At 66.3% G+C, this 21,567-nt stretch carries 23 protein-coding genes; 15 read left to right on the top strand and 8 right to left on the bottom strand.

All coding sequences use genetic code 11. The features are described from left to right. Positions 1-18 precede the first annotated feature (18 nt). From PQR53_RS18285 to PQR53_RS18270, 4 genes are all read right to left on the bottom strand, one after another. Positions 19-1,122, bottom strand: a complete 1,104-nt coding sequence (locus PQR53_RS18285; protein ID WP_408456495.1) for a class 1 fructose-bisphosphatase — start codon at positions 1,120-1,122, stop codon at positions 19-21. Positions 1,123-1,149: 27 nt separating this feature from the next. After that, on the bottom strand, positions 1,150-2,115 hold the full coding sequence (gene cbbX, locus PQR53_RS18280) for a CbbX protein (protein ID WP_408456492.1): 966 nt from the start codon (positions 2,113-2,115) through the stop codon (positions 1,150-1,152). Continuing rightward, the gene (locus PQR53_RS18275) at positions 2,115-2,543 is read right to left on the bottom strand and encodes a ribulose bisphosphate carboxylase small subunit (protein ID WP_408456489.1); all 429 of its coding nucleotides are present in this window, start codon (positions 2,541-2,543) and stop codon (positions 2,115-2,117) included. The genes cbbX and PQR53_RS18275 overlap by 1 nt, the downstream gene beginning before the upstream one ends. A gap of 144 nt (positions 2,544-2,687) precedes the next feature. Next, the gene (locus PQR53_RS18270) at positions 2,688-4,169 is read right to left on the bottom strand and encodes a ribulose-bisphosphate carboxylase large subunit (RefSeq protein ID WP_179738820.1); all 1,482 of its coding nucleotides are present in this window, start codon (positions 4,167-4,169) and stop codon (positions 2,688-2,690) included. A gap of 365 nt (positions 4,170-4,534) precedes the next feature. Between PQR53_RS18270 and pqqA the strand changes: the two genes are divergently transcribed. From pqqA to PQR53_RS18255, 3 genes are all read left to right on the top strand, one after another. Continuing rightward, positions 4,535-4,711: a pyrroloquinoline quinone precursor peptide PqqA gene (gene pqqA / locus PQR53_RS18265; protein ID WP_218903663.1), complete on the top strand. Its 177-nt coding sequence runs from the start codon at positions 4,535-4,537 to the stop codon at positions 4,709-4,711. Positions 4,712-4,811: 100 nt separating this feature from the next. Continuing rightward, a complete protein-coding gene (locus PQR53_RS18260; protein ID WP_408456486.1) occupies positions 4,812-5,411 on the top strand; it encodes a DUF447 domain-containing protein in 600 nt (199 codons plus the stop codon). Positions 5,412-5,429: 18 nt separating this feature from the next. Further along, positions 5,430-6,173 carry a (5-formylfuran-3-yl)methyl phosphate synthase gene (locus PQR53_RS18255; RefSeq protein ID WP_408456483.1) on the top strand — a complete coding sequence of 248 codons (744 nt, stop codon included), beginning with the start codon at positions 5,430-5,432 and terminating at the stop codon, positions 6,171-6,173. An 11-nt stretch (positions 6,174-6,184) separates the two neighbouring features. On the opposite strand, the gene PQR53_RS18250 is transcribed toward PQR53_RS18255, so the two are convergent. From PQR53_RS18250 to PQR53_RS18240, 3 genes are read right to left on the bottom strand one after another with little or no spacing between them, the layout of a single operon-like run. Beyond that, positions 6,185-6,775 carry an amino acid kinase family protein gene (locus tag PQR53_RS18250; protein WP_408456480.1) on the bottom strand — a complete coding sequence of 197 codons (591 nt, stop codon included), beginning with the start codon at positions 6,773-6,775 and terminating at the stop codon, positions 6,185-6,187. Next, a complete protein-coding gene (locus PQR53_RS18245; protein ID WP_408456477.1) occupies positions 6,745-7,899 on the bottom strand; it encodes a hydantoinase/oxoprolinase family protein in 1,155 nt (384 codons plus the stop codon). Before PQR53_RS18245 ends, PQR53_RS18250 begins: the two co-directional genes overlap by 31 nt. After that, entirely contained in the window at positions 7,896-8,945 is a 1,050-nt protein-coding gene (locus tag PQR53_RS18240) for an ATP-grasp domain-containing protein (RefSeq protein ID WP_408456474.1), read from the bottom strand. The genes PQR53_RS18245 and PQR53_RS18240 overlap by 4 nt, the downstream gene beginning before the upstream one ends. Before the next feature lie 14 nt (positions 8,946-8,959). Here PQR53_RS18240 and PQR53_RS18235 point away from each other — a divergent pair, with 14 nt between their 5' ends. From PQR53_RS18235 to PQR53_RS18180, 12 genes are all read left to right on the top strand, one after another. After that, a complete protein-coding gene (locus tag PQR53_RS18235) occupies positions 8,960-9,706 on the top strand; it encodes a HisA/HisF-related TIM barrel protein (protein WP_408456472.1) in 747 nt (248 codons plus the stop codon). A 288-nt stretch (positions 9,707-9,994) separates the two neighbouring features. After that, on the top strand, positions 9,995-11,401 hold the full coding sequence (locus PQR53_RS18230; protein WP_408456469.1) for a molybdopterin-binding domain-containing protein: 1,407 nt from the start codon (positions 9,995-9,997) through the stop codon (positions 11,399-11,401). Further along, on the top strand, positions 11,398-13,098 hold the full coding sequence (locus tag PQR53_RS18225) for a formylmethanofuran dehydrogenase subunit A (protein WP_408456466.1): 1,701 nt from the start codon (positions 11,398-11,400) through the stop codon (positions 13,096-13,098). The genes PQR53_RS18230 and PQR53_RS18225 overlap by 4 nt, the downstream gene beginning before the upstream one ends. Before the next feature lie 31 nt (positions 13,099-13,129). Next, positions 13,130-14,089, top strand: a complete 960-nt coding sequence (fhcD, locus tag PQR53_RS18220) for a formylmethanofuran--tetrahydromethanopterin N-formyltransferase (RefSeq protein ID WP_408456463.1) — start codon at positions 13,130-13,132, stop codon at positions 14,087-14,089. Then, on the top strand, positions 14,086-14,931 hold the full coding sequence (locus PQR53_RS18215) for a formylmethanofuran dehydrogenase subunit C (RefSeq protein ID WP_408456460.1): 846 nt from the start codon (positions 14,086-14,088) through the stop codon (positions 14,929-14,931). Before fhcD ends, PQR53_RS18215 begins: the two co-directional genes overlap by 4 nt. 74 nt (positions 14,932-15,005) lie before the next feature. Beyond that, entirely contained in the window at positions 15,006-15,572 is a 567-nt protein-coding gene (locus tag PQR53_RS18210; RefSeq protein WP_408456457.1) for a cytochrome b, read from the top strand. Beyond that, entirely contained in the window at positions 15,569-16,585 is a 1,017-nt protein-coding gene (locus tag PQR53_RS18205) for an alpha/beta fold hydrolase (RefSeq protein WP_408456454.1), read from the top strand. Before PQR53_RS18210 ends, PQR53_RS18205 begins: the two co-directional genes overlap by 4 nt. Continuing rightward, positions 16,582-17,520 carry a pyrroloquinoline quinone biosynthesis protein PqqB gene (gene pqqB / locus PQR53_RS18200; protein WP_408456451.1) on the top strand — a complete coding sequence of 313 codons (939 nt, stop codon included), beginning with the start codon at positions 16,582-16,584 and terminating at the stop codon, positions 17,518-17,520. The genes PQR53_RS18205 and pqqB overlap by 4 nt, the downstream gene beginning before the upstream one ends. Positions 17,521-17,586: 66 nt before the next feature. Further along, complete coding sequence (gene pqqC, locus PQR53_RS18195) at positions 17,587-18,357, top strand: pyrroloquinoline-quinone synthase PqqC (RefSeq protein ID WP_408456448.1); 771 nt, start codon at positions 17,587-17,589, stop codon at positions 18,355-18,357. Further along, positions 18,354-18,644, top strand: coding sequence for a pyrroloquinoline quinone biosynthesis peptide chaperone PqqD (pqqD, locus tag PQR53_RS18190; RefSeq protein ID WP_179738845.1), 291 nt, complete (start codon positions 18,354-18,356; stop codon positions 18,642-18,644). The genes pqqC and pqqD overlap by 4 nt, the downstream gene beginning before the upstream one ends. Before the next feature lie 4 nt (positions 18,645-18,648). Continuing rightward, positions 18,649-19,866 (top strand): pyrroloquinoline quinone biosynthesis protein PqqE, encoded by a 1,218-nt coding sequence (pqqE, locus tag PQR53_RS18185; RefSeq protein ID WP_408456444.1) that lies wholly within the window; start codon positions 18,649-18,651, stop codon positions 19,864-19,866. Next, complete coding sequence (locus PQR53_RS18180; protein WP_408456441.1) at positions 19,863-20,525, top strand: response regulator; 663 nt, start codon at positions 19,863-19,865, stop codon at positions 20,523-20,525. Before pqqE ends, PQR53_RS18180 begins: the two co-directional genes overlap by 4 nt. Here the strand turns inward: PQR53_RS18180 and PQR53_RS18175 are convergent. Further along, positions 20,495-21,508, bottom strand: coding sequence for a histidine kinase (locus PQR53_RS18175; RefSeq protein WP_408456438.1), 1,014 nt, complete (start codon positions 21,506-21,508; stop codon positions 20,495-20,497). The two genes, PQR53_RS18180 and PQR53_RS18175, sit on opposite strands and share 31 nt — an antisense overlap. Positions 21,509-21,567: the final 59 nt, after the last annotated feature.

Here is a 21,567-nt window from a genome sequence, read left to right as displayed (position 1 = left end):
CGGCCCGGCTGCCGCGCGTCAAGCCGCGAAGTCCGGCAGGAAGAGCGAGCGTGGGCTGAACAGCGGCGACGAGAAGGGCTTGTCCTCGCCGCGATCGTATTCACCGTGATAGCGTGCGATGCGTTCGACTTCGTTCTTCGAACCGAGAATCACCGGCACCCGTCCATGCAGCGCATGCGGACGAACGTCGAGAATGCGCTCGCGTCCGGTGATCGACAGGCCACCCGCCTGCTCGACCAGAAAGCTCATTGGATTCGCCTCGTACAGCAGGCGCAGCCGCCCTTCCATCGCCGACGTTTTAGAGTCGCGCGGATACAGAAATACGCCCCCGCGCATCAGGATGCGGTGCACTTCCGCCACCATCGCGGCGATCCAGCGCATATTGAAGTCGTGCGCCCTGCAGCCGCTGCGTCCGTCCTTGCACTCCTGCACGTAGCGCCGTACGGGCGGCTCCCAGAAGCGCTCGTTGGACGCATTGATCGCGAATTCGACAGTGTCTTCGGGAATCCGGATATTCGAATGCGTGAGCACGAAATTGCCGATGTCCCGCTCCAGCGTGAACCCATGCGTGCCATTGCCGACCGACAGCACGAGCATCGTCGAGGGCCCGTAGACGGCGTAGCCCGCCGCAACCTGCTCGCAGCCCGGCCGCAGGAACGCGGCCTCGTTCACCGCGTCACGCTGGTCGCCGCGCGTGCGCAGCACCGAGAAAATCGAGCCGACCACGCCATTGATATCGATATTCGACGAACCGTCGAGCGGATCGAACGCAAGCAGATAGTCGCCACGCGGATAGCCCGGCGGAATTGCGTACATGTCCTCCATTTCCTCGGACACCATCGCAGCGAGCAAACCGTCCCACTCGCATTGCTGCACGAAGATCTCGTTGGTCGCGACGTCGAGCTTCTTCTGCTCCTCGCCATGCACGTTGACGGTCTGCGCAGACCCGTAGTTGCCGCCGAGCGAGCCCTTCGTGAGCATCGCCGAGATCGATTTGATCGCGGCCGCCACGTCGATCAGCAGCGCCGAGAGTCCCGCCGTCTCCACCGTGCTTACGGAAGACGGCTGGCGGTCGAGTGTGTCGATCAGGAACTTCGAAAGTGTCGTACGTCCGTCTTGCATGGCGTTCTCCCTGGAGGGTGTCGTGACTCAACCTGGCGGCGCCGTAATGGCGCGCGATATCGATGGGGCCGGCGGCGGCTCGTCGAACACGCGGCTCGCGCGCACGTCGGCGGCCTCGATCAGCGTGAGGGCGGCGGCGTCGAGCGGCGCGCCGCCTTGCAGCGCGCTCGCGAACAGCCGGTTGGCCTGGCGCAGCCGCGCGCGGTCGAGCGCATTGCGCACCGAGCGGGCATTGGCGAAATTCGGCTGACGGATGCGCCGCGCAAGATAGTCGGCAAACGCGTGGCGCGAGGCGGCGTCGAAGCGGTAATGCATCGTCCCGAGCATGCGCTCGGCGATCTCGATCAGTTCCGTTTCGGCGTAATCGGGAAACGTGATGTGATGCGCGATGCGCGAACGGAAACCCGGATTGCTCTCGAAGAAAACGTCCATCCGCGACGCGTAGCCAGCCAGGATCACCACCAGATCGCCGCGCTGATTCTCCATGGTCTGCAACAGGATTTCGATTGCTTCCTGGCCATAATCGCGCTCGTTTTCCGGGCGATACAGGTAGTACGCTTCGTCGATGAACAGCACGCCACCCATCGCGCGCTTCAGCACGTCGCGCGTTTTCGGCGCGGTATGGCCGATGTACTGTCCGACCAGATCGTCGCGTGTCACCGAGACCAGATGATTGCGGCGAATGTAGCCGAGCCGGTGCAGCACCTCGGCCATGCGCAGCGCGACGGTCGTCTTGCCGGTGCCGGGATTGCCGGAGAAGCACATGTGCAAGGTCGGCGCGCCGCCGGCGAGGCCAAGCGCATCGCGCGCCCGCTCGACCAGCAGATGAGCGGCCACCTCGCGGATGCGGGTCTTCACCGGCACGAGTCCGACCAGATCGCGATCGAGTTCGCCGAGTACGTCGCCGATGCCCGAGTCGCGATATAGCGCCGCGAGATCGACTTGTGGCGGCTCGCGGCGCGAGTCGGGTTGCGGGTCGGGCAGCGCGGCCATCAGCGTGCCGGCCCGTAGCGCTCGCCCGACGGCCGGTCGCCCGCGTAGCTCAACATGCTGTAACGCTGCACCCGCCCTTGCGCATCCTGACGCAGCAGACGGAAGCCCGGCTCCTCGTCCGGCCGGTTGACGATGAACGACAGCCGCATGGTCTCGAAGCTGCGCACCGAATCGAACGCATTGACCTTGATGTAGTGTTGCGGCCGCGCCGCGCGGCATGCCTTCACTTCCTGCAATACGCCGGCCGCATCGTGCAGGTCGAACATCGGCAAGCCCCACATTTCCCAATAGGTGTTGCGCGGGTGCGGGTCATCGGTGAATTCGACCGAACATGCCCAGCCCTGGCGTAGCGCGTAGTCGATCTGCAAACTGATTTCCTCGTCGGTCAGCTCAGGCAGAAAGGAGAACGTTCCCTGTGTAATGCGCATGACGAACCTCGTTGATTGATGTCACGTTCAGAACGGCGTCAGCAGTCTCTCGTGCGGTGACGCGGCACCGCCGTGCGGACCAGCCTGTCAATCGGAAACCGGCGCTGAGCCAGCGCTCGACGCCCTTTACGTCCTTTACGTCCTTTACGCAGCCGTCGGCGTGGCGGCGAAATCCGGCGTATCGGTCGATGCGTAGTTGAAGGTCACGTCGCGCCACGTGTCGAGCGCCTGCTTGAGCGGCGTGCACCAGCGAGCGGCGGCTTCGAGCACGTCCGGGCCCTCGTTGAGAATGTCGCGGCCCTCGTTGCGCGCCTTCACCATCGCTTCGAGCGCCACGCGGTTCGCCACCGCACCGGCCTGAATGCCGGCCGGATGGCCGATCGTGCCGCCGCCGAACTGCAGAATCGCGTCGTCGCCGAACAGGTCGAGCAGTTGATGCATCTGCCCCGCGTGAATCCCGCCCGAGGCCACCGGCATGACCTTGCGCAAACCGGCCCACGGTTGATCGAAGAAGATGCCGCGCGACAGATCGACGGCATTGTGGGCGTCGCGGCAGACGTTGTAGTAGCCCTGCACCGACAGCGGATCGCCTTCGAGTTTGCCGACCGCCGTCCCCGCATGCGCATGATCGACGCCCGCCATGCGCAGCCATTTCGCGATTACGCGAAACGAGATGCCGTGGTTGCGCTGGCGAGTGTAGGTGCTATGCCCGGCGCGATGCAGATGCAAAATCATGTCGTTCTTGCGGGCCCAGTGCGACATGGATTGAATTGCGGTCCAGCCGATCACGAGGTCGATCATCACGATGCACGAGCCGAGCTCCTTCGCGAATTCGGCGCGCTCGTACATGTGCTCCATCGTGCCGGCCGTGACGTTCAGATAGTGACCCTTGACCTCGCCGGTTTCCGCCTGCGCCCGGTTCACCGCGTCCATTGAAAACAGAAACCGGTCGCGCCAATGCATGAACGCCTGCGAGTTGATGTTCTCGTCGTCCTTCAGAAAATCCAGGCCGCCGCGCAGGCCTTCATAGACCACCCGCCCATAGTTCTTGCCCGATAACCCCAGCTTCGGCTTGACCGTCGCGCCGAGTAGCGGCCGTCCGTATTTGTCGAGCCGCTCGCGCTCGACGACAATACCGGTCGGCGGACCCTGGAACGTCTTCAGATAGGCAACGGGAATGCGCATGTCTTCGAGACGCAGCGCCTTGAGCGGCTTGAAGCCGAACACGTTGCCGATGATCGAGGCGGTCAGGTTCGCTACCGACCCTTCCTCGAACAGATCGAGTTCATAAGCGATGTACGCGAAGTACTGCGGCTCGTCGGCGCGCGAAGCCGGCACCGGCTCGACGCGATACGCCTTGGCGCGATACGTGTCGCAGGCAGTCAGCCGGTCGGTCCACACGACCGTCCAGGTCGCCGTCGACGATTCGCCGGCCACGGCGGCCGCCGCCTCTTCCGGATCGACACCGGGTTGCGGCGTGATACGAAACAGCGCGATGACGTCGGTCTCTTTCGGCTCGTAGTCCGGTTGCCAGTAACCCATTTCGCGATATTTCATCACGCCTGCTGCGTACCGCTGGCGCGCATTGCGTTCCGGCTCGATGACCGGTTGGCTGAAATCGTTCATGACGTGTCCTTGGAAGTGGCAAGCGCGCTGCCGGAAGAACGAAGCGCTTGTTTGCACTGTAGGCACGGACGACCCCAAGGGGAATTCACGATTTTATTTGGCAGACTTAACCGATCCATTATCGAACGCATAGTGCGGTGGGGTTATTCGCGACCCGCGCGAAAAATCGGCGCAGAATGTCTCGTGACGAAACAGGGAATGGCGTGACAGCGCACTGCAATCCATTCGGGTGCGATGGAACACTTTGCTTCGTTTTCGCCACACCGCGCGCTTCCCTTGCACGCAAGGGCGCGTGGCGGTTGGACTGGCGTAATTCGGCAGACGCTGTATAACCGGTCTGACGCACGCCAGCGCAGCAATTCGGCATGACGCCTGGGCATAAAGCTTGCGTGATGCCGGATGCCCATGAAGTCCGGCATCGCGCCGGGCCGACGGCAACGCCGTATCAACCCGTGGAGGAAGCACGTATGCAGTGGACCACTCCGAGCTATACCGATGTGCGTCTCGGTTTCGAAATCGTGATGTACGTCGATACGCGTTAAGCCCGTAATCGGGCCGCACGTCGCGGCCCCTTTGCGAATCGTGTTTGTCATCAGCTAACCGGCCGGCCTTTCGGCGCTGTCAGGACACGCGTTCTCATCCATGATCCACGAAACGATCGTCACCACGGCAGCGTGCGACGGCCGCCCTCACGTCGCTCCGATGGGCGCGCGGTATGAGGCTGACCGCATTATCCTTTCCCCTTTTCGTCCGTCCACGACGCTCGACAACATCGTGGCGTCGCGTGCGGCGGTTCTCAACTTCACCACTGACGTGCGCGTGTTCGCAGGCTGCGTCACGCGCTGCGCAACCGATTGGCCGACCGTTGGCGCAAGCCGCGTCGCCGGCGTGCGCCTCGCCGAATCTCTGGCGCACGCCGAACTCGAACTGGACGAATTGCGCGATGACGCAGAGCGGCCTGTGCTGCTGATGAAATGCGTGCACCGCGAAAACCATGCACCGTTTGCGGGCTTCAACCGCGCGCAGGCAGCCGTGGTCGAAGGCGCGATTCTCGTGAGCCGGCTCTTCATGCTGCCGGCCGACAAGATCGATCGCGAGATGGCCTACCTGCAGATCGCAATCGACAAGACCGCCGGTGAGAACGAGCTCACCGCATGGGGCTGGCTCGTCGCCGCAGTCGCCAGGCACCGGGCGAGCCTCGAATCATCCGGCGGCCAGGCCGCCGCGGCCGTACACCCGTAGTCTTCCCGGAGAACACCGATGACCGCATTGCTCGCGAGCGTCCGCTCGGATGAGGAAGCATTCGACGCCGCTCGCGCCGGCGCCGAACTGATCGACCTGAAGGAACCGAACGCCGGCGCGCTTGGCGGCCTGTCGATTGGCGAGATTACGAACATCGCGCGCCAGCTGCGCGCGCGCTACCCGGTCAAGCCGATCAGTGCAGCCATCGGCGACATACCGGCCGACGCGTTCGACCAGATCGCCGCGCGCGTCATTGAGGTCAGCGACGCGGGCATCGATTACGTGAAGGTCGGCGTGGCGCGCGGACCGAACGCACGACGCTGTCTCGAACAACTGGCCGATCTGCCGGCCACGGTGGTACCCGTGCTCCTATGCGACGGCGGCATGGACGACGAACTGGTCACCCACGCCGCCGCGCTCGGATTTGCCGGCGTGATGTTCGATACGGCCGGCAAGGACGGCAGCACGCTATTCGATCACGTGGATGTCGATACGCTTGCCCGCTGGCTGCGGCTCACGCGCGAGCGCGGCGCGATGGGCGGGATCGCCGGTGCACTGGGTTGGGCGCAGCTGGAGCAGATCCGCAGGCTCGCGCCCGACGTCGCGGGCTTTCGCACCGCGTTGTGCACCGACGGGCGCCGTTCGAGGCTCGATCCGCAACGCGTCGCGCAATGGGCCAGCGCTTTGCACCGGCCAGCGGGCGACGTGGGCGCGAGCGGCGCCGAGTCGGCACCGGGCGTCGCGAACGCGGCGCGGCTGTAGGAGGGCGTGAATCAAGTGACCGGGATATTGAGCAGCCGGTCACGCATCAACGCAACGCTGTTCTTGTCGAGCAGTTCGACCACATAGTTCGCGTCAGTCACATAGTCGACGAAACGGCGGTCGACCACACCCGCTGCGGCCAGCGTTTCGAGCGGCTCGCCGGCGGCGATCGGACAGGATTTCACCATGACCAGCCGCTCCGCGTTGAGCATCGTCGACAGCCACGCGGCGAGGCTGTCCGAGGTCGTGTCCCAGTTGCTCATCGCATCGGGCGTGTCGCGCATCAGCGCGGTCGGCACCCACACCGCGACATGACCGTCGCGCAAGGTGCGGCGAATCTTGGCCTCGCTCGACGCGAGCACGAGTTCGGGCAACACGCCTTGCATCAGTAACGCGTATTGCGTCATGGCGAGCAGACACATATTGTGCGCGGCGAGATCGTCGAAACGCCACTCGCTCTGGTATTGGCGCACCTTGTCCGCGAAATCGCCGCCACCGGGCACGATGACGACGCGTCCGCCACCCACTTCACATAGCTCGGTGAGCCAGTGGCGCAGCGTCGGGTCGTGACTCAGACTGCCTCCGATCTTGACCACCCACATGACTGTTGTCCTCGCTTCCAGTTGTGTGCCTGTCGGGGTTCCGGTCCGTGCGGATCGCGAACCGCGAGCAGCGCGACCGCCACGCTCGGCGCACAAGTTGCCGCCCACGCGCAGCAACTGTCGGGCACGCCCGCCAGCCTGCCGAAGTCGATATAGCCGCGCGCTTCTTCTCGCGCCAATGCGGCGGCAAGGAACCGGCCGCACCCCGCGCCAAGCAGCGGTGCGGCGGCCAGTTCCGGATGGGCCGCGACCACCCGCGCCAGATTCGCACCGATCTCGCGTAACTGGAGCGCGCGCCAGCGTTGCGCAAAGCGGCGCCATTCGAGCCCCCCCGCCTCGTGCGCATCCCGCCCAATCATGCGTGCGAGGCGTGCACGGCTCGCGGCTTCGGTCTTCGGCCCCTGGTCGGCACTCGGATGCACGTCGTGCAGCGGGTCCAGTTCGCCAGTCAGACGATAGATGTCGGCGCTGGTCGCAAACCATTCGTTCATCACGTTGACCGTGACGCCGGCGAATTCGATGCGGTGCGCGACCCCGCACAACGGCGTGCGCACGACACCCTGATACACGAGCTCACCGGTGGCGAGCCGGCCGGCATCGGTCGAGGCGCGCGCGACGACGTGGCCGCCGACGATCGGGATGATGTCGGTGGTCGTGCTGCCGATATCGATGAGCACGGCGTCAGCCACTCGGGTGGAGACCCACTGCGCGGTGGCGAGCCAGTTTGCTGACGCGATGTGACGCCAGCCGGCCGCGCACGCGTCGGTGGCGAGCCAACCGGCGTCGCCTGCGTAAAAGCGCAGCCGCGCGCCGAGCCGCTCTGCGAGTGTGGCCACGATCGCCCGCACGCCTTCGGCGCGATCCGCGAACAGATCGACCATCTCGCCGGTCATCGTCACTGCATGCTGCGCGCCGGCCTTGCGTGCCTGCGGCCAGCGGGCGAAAACGAGGTCGATGGTGCGCTCCAGATGGCCGAGCCCCTGCCACAGCGGGCAGGGCCATTGCGCCACGTCGAGCACGGTGCCGCTGTCATCGGCCATCGACACCTTCACATGCGCGCCGCCGACGTCCCAGCCGAATACCGTCGCGGCCGCTGCCGCAGCGTTTGTATGCGCCGTGCTCAAGGCCGCACCCCGAGCGTCGACGGAGAGGGGTTCCTGCGCGCCGCCCCGGCTCGCTCGACGCGCACCTCATGCGCCGCCAGCAAGGCGGGCGCGAAATTGCCGCCGAAGGCGGCGGACAGCCCCGCATAAGCCACCGTGAGACGCGGATTGACCTCGATCACGACCGGTCCACGCTGCGGATGCCACACCACGTCGATTCCGACAAAGCCTCGCAAGCCTGGGAGCGCCGTCGCCACGCGTTGCGCGAGCGTGTCGAGCGTGCGGCCCACGTCGCTACGACGATCGATCTGATTGACCAGCACGCCGTCGAATTCGACGATCCGTGGATGCCGGCCCGGCGTGTCGCCGCCGCTCAAGCCGATCTGCTGACGGTTGATGGAGATCAGCTCGGCGCCGTTGTCACGACAGATCAGCGACAGGCTCAACGGTTCGCCGTCAACCCATGCCTGCAGCACCGGATTGCGCGCCGCGGCCGCGCGCGCCTCGTATTCGGCGCAGGCATCGGCAAAGCCGTCGAACACGAAGGTATCGAGGCCACCCGCGCCGTCGTCTGGTTTCACGACCCAACGGCCGTCCCCGAATTGGCCCGCTTGCCCTGGTTCGACGGCGGGCGTCGCGGCGATCCGGTGCGCGACAAGGCAAGCTGCGGTCGCGCTCTTGCTCGACGCCACGCGGATCGCTTCCTTGCCGCAGCCTAGCCAGCGGGCGGCGCCGACAGCATCGTAGAGGTGCAGCAGCAGGCCGTCGCATTCCGGCGCGATGACCCACGCGTAATCGTGTTCGCGCGCCGCGCGGGCGACGAAGGCCGTCATCGATTCGCCGGGCCTGGCCATACAATGCGTATGCGCCGGGTCGACCGTTTCGAAGCGCGAGGTCGCGAAGGTGACGTGCACACCATCGAGTTCACGCAGATCGGCGACCAGCGCGTCGCGCATCACGCGCCCTTCGACGATCAGCGCGCTCAGGTCGGCGAGACTGCCTGCGCCGGCCAGCGTGGGATCGATGCCGCCGCCGGTGAGATACTCGTAGACAAAGATCTTGGTCAAAGGAACGCGCCCCTATGCAGGTGATACCGGTTCTCGATCTTCTCGACGGCCATGTCGTGCGCGCGCTACGCGGCGAGCGGGCAGCCTACCGGCCCATCCAGTCCCGCCTCACCGCCGTCAGCGAGCCGCTTCCCATCGCCCGCGCGCTGCTCGCCGCAAGCGGCGCACACACGCTCTATGTCGCCGATCTCGGCGCCATCCTGCAGCGCGGCACGCATGCCTCGCAGCTCGCCGCCTTGCGCGCCGCGTTGCCCGGGATCGAGCTCTGGCTCGATGCGGGCTTCGCAGACTATGCATCGATGCGCACGCTGTTCGACCACATCGACGCCATCGGCCAACGCGATGGCCGTGCTGCGCACCTCAAACTCGCGCCCCTCGTCCCGGTGTTCGGCACGGAGTCGCTGCGCGATATCCACGCACTGCAATCGGCACAGACTGCCGGCCTCTCGCCGATCCTCTCGCTCGACCACCGCGCGGGCCAGCTGCTGACGGCCGCCGAACTCGAGCGTTCGTCGGCCTGGTGGCCGTCGCGCGTGATCGCGATGACACTCGATCAGGTCGGCAGTTACGCGGGCCCTGACCTGGGCACCTTCGAGCGCATCCGCGCCAGTGCCGCGGCGCACACCACGGTGATCGGCGCAGGCGGCATCCGCAATCGCGACGATCTGACGGCTGCGGCCAGCACCGGTGCGACCGCATGGCTGGTGGCCTCCGCGCTGCACGATGGACAGATCGGCCTCGCAGCTTCCGAATCCTTGTAGGCTTGCTACACAATTTCCATGCCACGGCATAAGCAACCTGCGAATGCAACCGAACGGCAAGCCACGCGGACTGCGCGTGACACTCTGCTCCAGCGCGGCACACAACCTGTACGGCACAATCGCGTCCGGGGCCGTGTGCCGCGCTACGAACGAGAGGCGCAGCTGAACGCGCATTCACGCCTGCAATTCCTCTGAACGCAAAGCAGCACGACCGTGCACGTGATGCGCGCCGGGGTAGCGCCATCACGTCATTACATCAATCGGCATGGAGCTTGCTAAAAGTGCGCCATGCACCTTTCGCCCACCGATCCATCGACCCCCAGCACAAACGCACCGGGCGCAGCCGGCGCGCGCGTGCCGGTGATCACCCGCGACTGGATCTGCCCGTTCTGCTCATTGCTGTGCGACGACCTCAGGGTCGACTCGCACAGCGACGGAACGCTCAGCGTGGCGGACACCGACTGTTCGCGGCTGAGCGCGGCACTTGCGCAGTACGGCGCGGCGGACGTGCAATGCCGCAGCATGGTGGACGGAAACGAGGTGGAACTCGATGCGGCATTGGCGCGCGCCGCGCAAATCCTCACGGCCTCACGCCGTTCGTTGTTCGGCGGCCTTGCCACCGACGTCGCCGGCGCTCGTGCGCTCTATAACCTCGCGGCCGCTTGCGGCGCGATTCTCGATCATCTGCACGGCGACACGCTGACACCGGCGACCCTCGCGTTCCAGGACCGCGGCTCGTTCTTCACGACGCTCTCCGAAGTGCGGACGCGTGCCGACCTGCTGGTGTTTTTCGGTTGTCAGCCGTCGCGGCGTTATCCGCGTTTTTTCTCGCGAACGCTGGAAGGCACCGATATCGCGCGCGAATTGATATTCGTCGGCTGCGCAGTGGACCCGGCGGCGGCAGGCCTCGCGCATACGCGAACGGAAACGCTGCTGCCGCACGCCGAGCCCTACGAGACGCTCGCACTGTGGTCCGCGCTTGCCGAAGGACGCGCGCCCGGCGCACTGCACCGCGACGCCAACGGCGCTGACGCCGACGCGGCGGCCACGCTCTCGTCACTGCAGGCGCGCCTCGCCGCCGCGCGCTACGCGGTGCTCGTCTACGAGCCGGCCGCCCTGCCCAGCCCGCATGCGGCGCTGCTGATCGAAGTCCTGAACCGGATCGTCAAAGCCGCGAACCGCGCCACGCGAGCCGCGTGTCTCCCGCTTGGCGGCGACGACGGCGCGTTGACAGTCAACCAGACGGTGACCTGGCTCTCCGGGATGCCGCTGCGCACGCGCGTATCGACACCAGCACGCAGCGCCGGCACGGCGCCGCTCGACTACGATCCGTACCGCTATCGCACCAGCCGGCTGCTCGCCGGCGACGAGGTGGACGCGCTGCTGTGGGTCGCGAGCTTCACTCCGCACGCATGGCCAATGCCGCTCGATCCCGCCGTCCCGTTGATCGTGCTCGGCCATCCGGCGCTCGCGGACGCGGCCAGGGCACGCGGCGCGAACACCGTGTTCATCCCCGTCGCGACACCCGGCATCGACAGCGGCGGCCATCTGTTTCGCGTCGACGGCTCAGTCGTGATGCCCCTGGCCCCCGCGCGCGGCGCCGCGCTTGCTTCGGTCGCGTCGCTTGCCGCGCAGTTGACGACGCGACTGAGCGCGCGCCTGCATGAGCAACGCAGCGGCGAGGAGCAGCGATGAGCCTCGTTCGATTGAAAGGCGGCACGATCTTCGACCCAGCCCACGGCGTGAACGGCGAGCGCCGCGATCTGAGCTTCCGCGACGGCCGGATCGTCGACCTTGCGCCCAATACGCCGGTCGATCGCGAATACGACGCCACCGGCATGATCGTGATGGCGGGTGGCATCGACATGCATTCGCATATCGGCGGCGGCAAGACCAACCTGTCGCGCCTCCTGCTCCCCGAAGACCATCGCGCCGATCCACTGCGCGACCGTGCCTACGAATCGGCACAGGACGCCGAGGGCCGCTATCTGCGTCTGCCGTCCTGCGGCGTCTGCACGCCAGGGACGCTCGCGACCGGCTACCGCTACGCCGAGATGGGCTACACCGCTGTTTTCGAACCGGCGATGATGCCCTCCAATGCGCGCCATACGCACCTCGAAATGGGCGACACGCCGATCATCGACCACGGCGCGTACGTGATGCTCGGCAACGACGAACTATTCCTGCAGATGCTGGCGGCACGCGACGACTTCGCGCGGCTGCGCGATTACATCGGCTGGACGATTCACGCGAGCAAGGCGCTCGGCGTGAAAGTGGTCAACCCGGGCGGCATCTCCGCATTCAAGTTCAACCAGCGTTCGCTCGACGTCGACGAAGCGCACGTGCACTACGGTGTGACACCACGCGAAGTGCTGCACACGTTATCGCGCGCGTTGACCGAACTGCGCGTGCCGCATCCTCTGCATGTGCACGCCAGCAATCTCGGCGTGCCGGGCAACATCGATTCCACGATCGCGACCATGGACGCGGCCGACGGCCTGCCGATCCATCTGACGCATATTCAGTTTCACAGCTATGGGGCCGAAGGGCCGCAAAAATTTTCGTCGGGCGCGCGGCAGATCGCCGAGGCGGTGAACGCGCGGCCGAATGTCTCGATCGACGTCGGCCAGATCATCTTTGGACAGACCGTCACGGCCTCGGGCGACACGATGATGCAGTTCCGCAACACCCCGCTCGCGAGGCCGCACAAGTGGGCGGTGGGCGACATCGAGTGCGATGCGGGCTGCGGCGTCGTGCCGTTCCGCTATCGCGAGCAAAGCTATGTGAACGCGTTGCAATGGATCATCGGTCTGGAAATTTTCCTGCTGGTCGACGATCCGTGGCGCGTCGCGATGACCACGGATCATCCCAACGGCGGCCCGTTCACCAGCTATCCGCATCTGATCCGTCTGCTGATGGACAAGCCGTTCCGCGACGAGCAGCTCGCGAAGCTCAATCCCGACGCTCAGGTCGCCAGCGCATTGCCGGGCCTGACGCGCGAGTTCTCGCTGTACGAGATCGCGATCATCACGCGCGCCGGTCCCGCGCGGCTGCTCGGCCTGCGCGACCGGGGCCATCTCGGCGCAGGCGCGGCGGCGGACATCGCCGTCTATCGCGACGCGCCGGACCGCGAGCGGATGTTCACGTCGCCCGCCTATGTATTCAAGGACGGCGAACTGGTCGCGCGCGACGGCACCCTCGTCGCCACGCCGACGGGCGGCATCCATTTCGTGTCGCCGGAATTCGACCGCGGCATCGAGAAGACGCTGCGCGCCTACAGCGACGCCAATCTCGCGAGCAACTTCGCGCACGCCGCGATCAGCGACGACGAAGTCTGCGACTGCTGCCGCGGCGGGCGCCTGTTGCCCGTCGAATGTCTGGCTAACGGGTAACGGCTGACCGATGCCAGGCGAAACGCACACAATGACCGCTCCGGCCCCGCTCGAGATCAACGGCACGGCGATCGACGCCACCTTCGCGGAAGCCTTTCCGATGAAAGCGACCCGGCTGATCATCACGGCGCATACGCCAGTCTGGGCGATGAACGCGGCTAACTCGCTGACGGGGTTTGCCACTTCGGTGATCGGCTGCGGCTGTGAGGCGGGCGTCGAGCGCACGCTTGCGCCCGGAGAAACGCCGGATGGCCGTCCCGGCGTCGCGGTGCTGCTGTTCGCGGTATCGTCGAAAGAACTGGCGAAGCAGATCGGACGGCGCGTCGGGCAAAGCGTCCTCACCTGTCCGAGCACCGCCGTGTTTAGCGGTATCGATCCCGCAACGAGCCGCGCGCCGCTATCGGATAACGCAGCGCTCGGCAGCGGGCTGCGTTTTTTCGGCGACGGCTGGCAGATCTCGAAGATGATCGGCAACACCCGCTACTGGCGCGTGCCGGTGATGGACGGCGAGTTCGTCTGCGAAGACACGGCGGTGACCGTCAAAGCCGTCGGCGGCGGCAACCTGCTGTTGCTCGCGCGCGACCTCGACGCCGCGCTCGCCGCCGCCGAAGCCGCCGTCGCGGCGATGCGCCGGCTGCCGAACGTCATCATGCCGTTTCCCGGCGGCATCGTCCGCTCGGGGTCGAAAATCGGCTCCAGATACAAAGGCGCGAGCGCTTCCACCAATGACGCATTCTGTCCCACCCTGATTGGCCTCGCCGCCCGTAGCGAACTCAGCGCGGAAATCGGCTGCGTGCTGGAGATCGTGATCGACGGCCTGACCGATGCCGACGTCGGCGCCGCGATGACGGCCGGTATCGGCGCGGCCGCCGGGCTTGGCCGCGCGGCCGGCGTGCTGCGGATTTCCGCGGGCAACTACGGCGGCAAACTCGGGCCGTACCACTTCCACCTGCATGCGCTTGCGGCGGGTCTGGGCGGGAGCCACGCATGAGCACGACGACCTTGCGCGTCAAGACGTCGCCCGGTTTTCGCGTCGATGCCGCCGTGCTGCGGCCGGCATCGCTGGCGAGCATGAGCGTGGCTGAGATCGAGCGCATCGTTCTGCCCGCCGGTAACGATCACTGCGCGCTCGGCGACGTGTTCCAGGTGTTGCGCGACGAAGCCACCGCAGCGCCGCTGTCCGCCGCTCAGAACGCGGCCACGCTGATCATCGACGGCGCCGCGCCGTGGCTCGACCGGCTCGGCGCGGAGATGGACGGCGGGCACCTCGCCGTGCGCGGTTCGGCCGGTGATCACTGTGGCTTCAGGATGACGGGCGGCGTGCTGCATATCGACGGCAACGCGGGGCATTTCACCGGTTGCGAAATGCGCGGCGGCCGGCTGACGGTAACCGGCGACAGCGGCGATTTCGCCGCCGGCGCATTGACCGGCGACATGGAGGGCATGACCGGCGGCACGCTGACGATCCATGGCGACACGGGCGCGCGGCTGGCCGACCGGATGCGCCGCGGACTGGTGCTGGTCGGCGGAAAAGCGGGCGCTTTCGCGGCTTCGCGGCTAGTGGCCGGAACCGTGGGCATAGCCGGCGAGCTGGGCCCGCATTATGCGTATGGGATGAGGCGCGGCACGCTGCTGCTCGCGCGGCGGCCCGCGCAACTGCCCGCGACATTCACAGGCGGCGGCCACGGTTTCAACGTATTCTGGTCTTTGCTCGTGCGCAGTCTCGCGGATGAAATCGCGCCCTTTTCGCAGTGGCGCGCGGAGCGCTTGCCAGTCCGCTATGCGGGCGATCTCGCGGTGGACGGTAGAGGCGAAATACTGATTGCCGGGTAAAGCAGCGCGGCCCGTGGAGCAGATGGAAAGGGTGTTCGACAAGAGACGCCAGCTAATAACGAAAGGAGACGGGCATGACGACAGCGCATTCTCCGAACGCGAACTCCGCAACAGGCGCCGGCACGCCGCGCTATGCCGGCTTGCTGATCGCGCTGCATTGGCTGATCGCGCTCGGCATCATCGGCATGTTGGCGGTCGGCTTCTATATGGTCGGTTTGCCGAAGGGTTTGCCGGTCAAAGCGACGCTGATCAACCTGCACAAGTCGCTCGGACTGACGATTTTCCTGCTGGTGCTTCTGCGCATCGGGGCGCGGGCGGTCCTTCATCGGCCCCCCTTGCCGGCGATGCCACCGTGGCAACGCGCCGCCGCGCGCACTACGCAGGGTCTTTTATACGTCGGCATGGTCGCGATGCCGCTGGCCGGTTACCTCGGCTCGTCGTTCAACCGCTATGGCACGCGCTTCTGGGGCATCCTGCTGCCGAAGTGGGGCTGGGACGATGCGCATTTGCGCGAGCTGTTCTTCGGCATTCACGAGGCCATCGCGTACCTGCTGATCGCGCTGGTCGTGCTGCATGTGGCCGGTGCGCTCAAGCATCAATGGATCGATCGCGACAACCTGCTCGCGAGGATGCTGCCATGACGATGCGCCGCCAGAAGCGCGATTCGCGCGAGGCGTTGCCGCCGCTCGAAACCGGCACGCTGTGCACGCGCGACGGTCATCGCGTGTCGTACGCGGTGGCCGGCGCCCCCGACGGCGTACCGGTAGCCGTCCTGCACGGCGGGCCCGGCAGTGGCAGCCAGCCAGGCGTGCTGCGACTCTTCGATCTGAGCCGCTTCCGGGTCGTGTTGATCGATCAGCGCGGCACCGGCGCATCGACGCCGCACGGCAGCGTGCGCCACAACCGCACCGACTATCTGATCGCCGATCTCGAGTTGATTCGCGCGCGGCTCGGTTTCGCTCGCTGGGGCGTGCTCGGCGGATCGTGGGGCGCGGCTCTCGCGCTCGCGTATGCCGGGCAATGTCCGCAATCGGTCTCGGGCGTCGTGATGCGCGGCCTGTTCCTCACGTCGGCGCGGGAGATGCGCGGCCTGTTCGTCACGTCCCGCCGCCGCGCGCCGCGCGCATGGGCGAGGCTGCGCGCGGCGGCCGGGTGCGAGCAGCCCGAGGGTCTCGCGGACCGCTGTGCGGAGAGCCTGCAACGCGGCGCGAATGAAGCGCGGCAACGCGCGCTCGCGCTGGCGTGGCGCGGCTACGAAGACGCGGTGCTCGCGAGCGCCGCCAGCCGTCGCGCGGTGCAGCCCTGCACGAGAAACGCGCCGCGGCATGCCCGCCAGCTGATCGACAAGTACCGGATTCAGGCCCACTACCTCGCGCATCGCTGCTGGCTTGGCGAAACCCGTCTGCTGTCGCTGGCGCGCCGCGCGGCGGCGGCGGGGGTTCCGCTTGCCGCGGTGCACGGCGCGCGCGATCCGGTCTGTCCGCCCGACAATCTGCGGCGCTTCGCCCGCGCGGTGCCCGCCGCGCAGATCGAGCGAGTGAACGCGGGGCATCTGGCGAGCGACCCGGCGCTCCATGAACGCGTCGCGCACGCGCTCGCCGCGATGTTCATCCCGACCATTCAGGAGGGGCGCACCATGCGTCGCGCGGCATGAAGATCAAGGTACTCGGCTCATCGGCGGGGGGCGGCTTTCCGCAGTGGAACTGCAACTGCCGCAATTGCGACGGCGTCCGCCGTGGCACGCTGAAGGCCACCCGACGCACGCAGTCGTCGATCGCGGTGAGTGCGAACGGCGAGGACTGGCTGCTCGTCAATGCGTCACCCGACCTGCTCGCGCAGATCGCGGCGAATCCCGAGCTTCAGCCCGCGCGCCGTGCGCGCGATAGCGGCATCGCCGCCGTGCTCGTGATCGACGCGCAGATCGACCACGTCACCGGACTATTGATGCTGCGCGAGCGCGACACGCCGTTGCCGCTCTACGCCACCGACGCGGTGTGGCAAGACCTCGGCTCCGGCTTTCCGGTCGCGCCGATCCTTGCGCACTACTGCGGCATCGAACATCGCCGCATTGCGCTCGATGGCGCGCCGCTCGCCGTCGACGCGTTGAACGGCGTGCGGATCGACGCGCTGCCGCTGTCGAGCAAGGCCCCGCCCTACTCGCCGCATCGCAATGCGCCCGAGCGGGGCGACAACATCGGACTCGTCCTGACCAACCTGCAATCGGGCAAGCGCGTGTTCTACGCACCGGGACTCGGCGCGATCGAAGCCCATGTGCTGGCTGCCATGCGAGAGGCCGACCTGTTGCTGGTGGACGGCACGCTGTGGACCGGAGATGAAATGATCCGCCTCGGCCTGTCGAAGAAGACGGCCGCGGACATGGGACATCTGCCGCAGACAGGTGCGGGCGGGATGATCGAAACGCTGGATTCGCTAGGCGTGGATCGCACCGGCGACGCGCGCGCGATTCGCAAGGTGCTCATCCATATCAACAATACCAACCCGATCCTGGTCGAAGACGGCCCCGAGCGGCGCGTGCTCGCCGAGCACGGAATCGAGGTGGCCCACGACGGAATGACCTTCGAACTTTGAATGTGAACGCGTGAAAGAAGATCAGTGACGAGGCGCGACTGTGAACGACAAAAAAACGGAGACGGCATGAACGCGAAAGATACCCATGAGACGACGCCGATGCGCGACGCGAGTACAAACGCGAGTACGAAGCGAACCTCGGGCGCCGACGCACCCGCCTGGAGCCGCGACGAATTTGAAGCGCAGTTGCGCGCGAAAGGCACCGCCTATCACATCCACCATCCATTCAACGTGAAGATGAATAGCGGCGGCTGCTCGCGCGAGCAGATCCGCGGTTGGGTTGCGAACCGCTTCTATTACCAGATCAACATTCCGTTGAAGGACGCGGCGATCCTGTCGAACTGTCCGGACCGCGAGACGCGCCGCCGCTGGGTGCTGCGCATTCTCGACCACGACGGCTACGAGAGCGAGGAAGGCGGCATCGAAACATGGGCGCGTCTCGCGGACGCAGTCGGCCTGTCGCGCGACGAACTGGGGTCGCTCGAACACGTGACGCCCGGCGTGCGCTTCGCGGTCGATGCGTATGTGAACTTCGCGCGCCGCGCGCCATGGCAGGAATCGGTCTGCTCGTCGCTCACTGAGATGTTCGCGCCGCAGGTTCACCGCGACCGGCTCGCGAGCTGGCCGGAACATTATCCGTGGATCGAAGCTGCGGGCCTCGCGTATTTCCGCTCGCGCATTTCTCTCGCACAGCGCGATGTGCAGCACGGGCTCGAAGTCACGCTCGCGCATTTCACGCGGCGCGACCAGCAGGAACGCGCGCTCGAGATCCTGCAATTCAAGCTCGACATTCTGTGGACCATGCTCGACTCGATCGAAAAGGCGTTCCCGCAATGAATGACGTGACACGCGCCGGCGGCGCCATGCAACCCGCCACTCCGCTGACGATCGCGAAGCCCTTTCGCCTGCAATGGGAACCCGCACAGAACGCGCACGTGCTGCTCTACCCGGAGGGCATGGTGAAGCTCAATCAAAGCGCGGGTGAAATTCTTAAACGCTGCGACGGCACGCGCGACATGGACACGCTAATCGCCGAACTGGAGCAGGCGTTCAACGCCACCGGGCTCGGCGCCGAGGTGCGGGCTTTCATTGCCGACGCGCACGGGCGCGGCTGGCTGGAGTAGCGCGATGACCGATCTCTCGCAAGCCGTTGCGGGCGCCCAGCCCGACGACACCACCGCCGGCGTGCCGCCACCGCTGTGGCTGCTGGCGGAGCTGACCTATCGCTGTCCGCTGCACTGCGCGTTCTGCTATAACCCGCTCAACTATACGGACCACAGCCGCGAGCTCAGCACCGCGCAATGGATCGACGTGCTACGCCAGGCGCGCGCGCTCGGCTCGGTGCAACTCGGCTTTTCGGGCGGCGAGCCGCTCGTGCGCGACGACGTCGAAGTGCTGGTGGAAGAGGCGCACAAACTCGGCTTCTACACGAATCTCATCACCTCCGGCGTCGGCCTCACCGACAAGCGTCTCGGCGATCTGAAGGCTGCCGGTCTCGACCACATCCAGTTGTCGTTTCAGGATTCGACCCAGGAGCTGAACGATTTCCTGAGCAGCACGCGCACCTTCGATCTGAAACAGCGCGTCGCCGCTTCGATCAAACGGCACGGCTTTCCGATGGTGCTCAACTGCGTGCTGCATCGCTATAACCTGCCGCACGTCGACAAGATCATCGAGATGGCGCTCGCGATGGGTGCCGAATACCTGGAACTTGCCAACACGCAGTACTACGGCTGGGCGCACGAGAACGAGGCGCAGCTGATGCCGACGCGCGAGCAGCTCGAAGAGGCCGAAGCGGTGGTCGCGCGCTATCGCCGCGAGCACGGCGAGCGTTGCAAGATTTTCTTCGTCGTGCCGGACTACTTCGAGCGCCGCCCCAAACGTTGCATGAACGGCTGGGGCGCGGTCTTTCTCGGCGTCGCGCCCGACGGCGCCGCGCTACCCTGTCACGCCGCGCGCGGCCTGCCGGGCCTGACGCTGCCGAACGTCAAAGAGACGCCGTTGCGCGAGATCTGGTACGAGAGCGATGCGTTCAACCGCTTTCGCGGTTTGCACTGGCTCAAGGAACCCTGCCGGAGTTGCGACGAAAAGGAACGTGACCTGGGTGGCTGCCGCTGCCAGGCCTACCTGCTCACGGGCGACCCGGCCAATGCCGATCCCGTTTGCGACAAGTCGCCGTTTCACGAGACCGTGGTGAAGATCGTGCAACGCGCTGCCTCGGCCCCGGCAGCGCCCACCGTGGCGCGTGAGCAGCCCATCCTGTTTCGTAACGATGCCAACTCGCGCAAGCTCGCGACCGCCGCCCGCGAGCCCGACCTCACCGGCGGCAGCGGAGCAAAACCATGACTGCGGGAACCATCTCAGTCCTGCTCGTCGACGACCATGCGGTCGTGCGCGAAGGATATCGGCGTCTGCTCGAACTGAACGCCGACGTGCAAGTGTGCGGCGAGGCGGCCGATGCCACACAGGCCTATCAGCGCTTTTGCGCATTACGGCCCGACGTGGTCGTGATGGATGTTGCGCTGCCGGGTGCAAGCGGCATCGAAGCCATGCGGCGCATGCTCGCGCGCGAGCCGGACGCGCGCGTGCTGATCTTCAGCGTGCACGAAGAATCGATCTTCGTGCGCCGTGCGCTCGATGCCGGCGCGCTCGGTTACGTGACCAAGGCCAGCGCGCCCGACGTGCTGGTGGAAGCGGTGCGCTCCATCGCGCGGCGCGCGGGCTATCTGAGCCAGGATGTCTCGCGGGCGCTCGCCATGCGCACGGCCTTTAACGAAGGGCCGCCCGGGCGGCAGCTGTCGGCCCGCGAGTTCGAGGTGCTGCGTCTGCTTGTACAGGGCTATACGCTGCCTAGCATCGCGGAGAAGCTGGGACTGAGTCAGAAGACGGTGGCCAACCATCAATCCGTGATCCGCCAGAAGTTTGGCGCCGACAACGGCGTGCAGCTCGCGCAGATGGCCAACCGGCTCGGACTTCAGTTCACGGGTTCGGCAAGCCCGGCGTGAGCGGGCAGCCGCGCGCAGAACAGAAAACCGCCTTGCGGCTCGCTCGCCATGTGGAATTCGCCGCCGAGCGCTTCGACGCGCTCGCGCATGCCGATCAGACCGAGTCCCGTGCGCGGCTTCGTGAGATCCGTGCCGGGGCCGTCGTCCGCCATCGTCACGACGATTTCGTCGATCAGCCCTTGATCCGCGTCCGCGCTTTGCGTTTCTCGCGGCCCGCGCACCATGAACACTTCCACGCGTGAGCCGCGCGCGAACTTCGACACATTGGTCAGCCCTTCCTGCACGAGCCGGTAGAGCGTAATGGTGAGCGCCTCGCTCAGACCGCTGAAATCCCCTTCGATCGCCAAAGAGAACGAAGCTTCGGGCAGCCGCTCGCGCCAGCCGTCGACGCAATGTTCGAGCGCGCTCGGCAAGCCGAACTCGTCGAGACCGATGGGCCGCAAGCGGCGGATCATGTCGCCGATCTCCCGGTACACGTGGCTCGCACTCTGAATCAGACCGAGAGCGACATGGTGGATCTCCGGCTCGCGTTCGCTGGACAGATCGCGGATGCGCGCCGCGTCGAGCGCAATCGCGTTCAGATACTGGCCGAGTTCATCGTGGAGTTCGCGCGCCATATGACGGCGTTCGAGTTCCTGCGCCTGCAACGCCTGATTGGCGAGGCGCCGGTTGTCGGCCAACAGCCGTTCGGCCTGCCCTTCCAGCATGCGGCGATGAGCCAGCTCGCGGCGCGCGTCGCGGTAGCGGCGCCACGCAAACCACGCAAGGCCGATCGACAGCACGCATAGCGTGCCCGGCAATTCGTCGAGCTGGAAGCGTTCCAGGCCGCGCGTGAGCCGATAGGCCCGTTCGCTGATATCGAACGCGGCGCCGAGCACCGCCGCCAGCGCGGTTGCGGCGCAGACCCATGCGAGATCGCGCCATATCGTCGAATGTGGCGGCAGGCGGCCGGCGGAAGATGAGTGGATCGGATCGCTTGACATGACGTTTGCATTCTACCCAGCACGCTCGCGCGCAGCGGATTTTTGCGCGGCTTTTGGGA

It is taken from the genome of Paraburkholderia fungorum (genome assembly GCF_046027605.1).
Classification (GTDB): domain Bacteria; phylum Pseudomonadota; class Gammaproteobacteria; order Burkholderiales; family Burkholderiaceae; genus Paraburkholderia; species Paraburkholderia fungorum_F.
The sequence above is the reverse complement of the archived record's forward strand: the minus strand, read 5'-3'. Positions and strand labels throughout refer to the sequence as shown.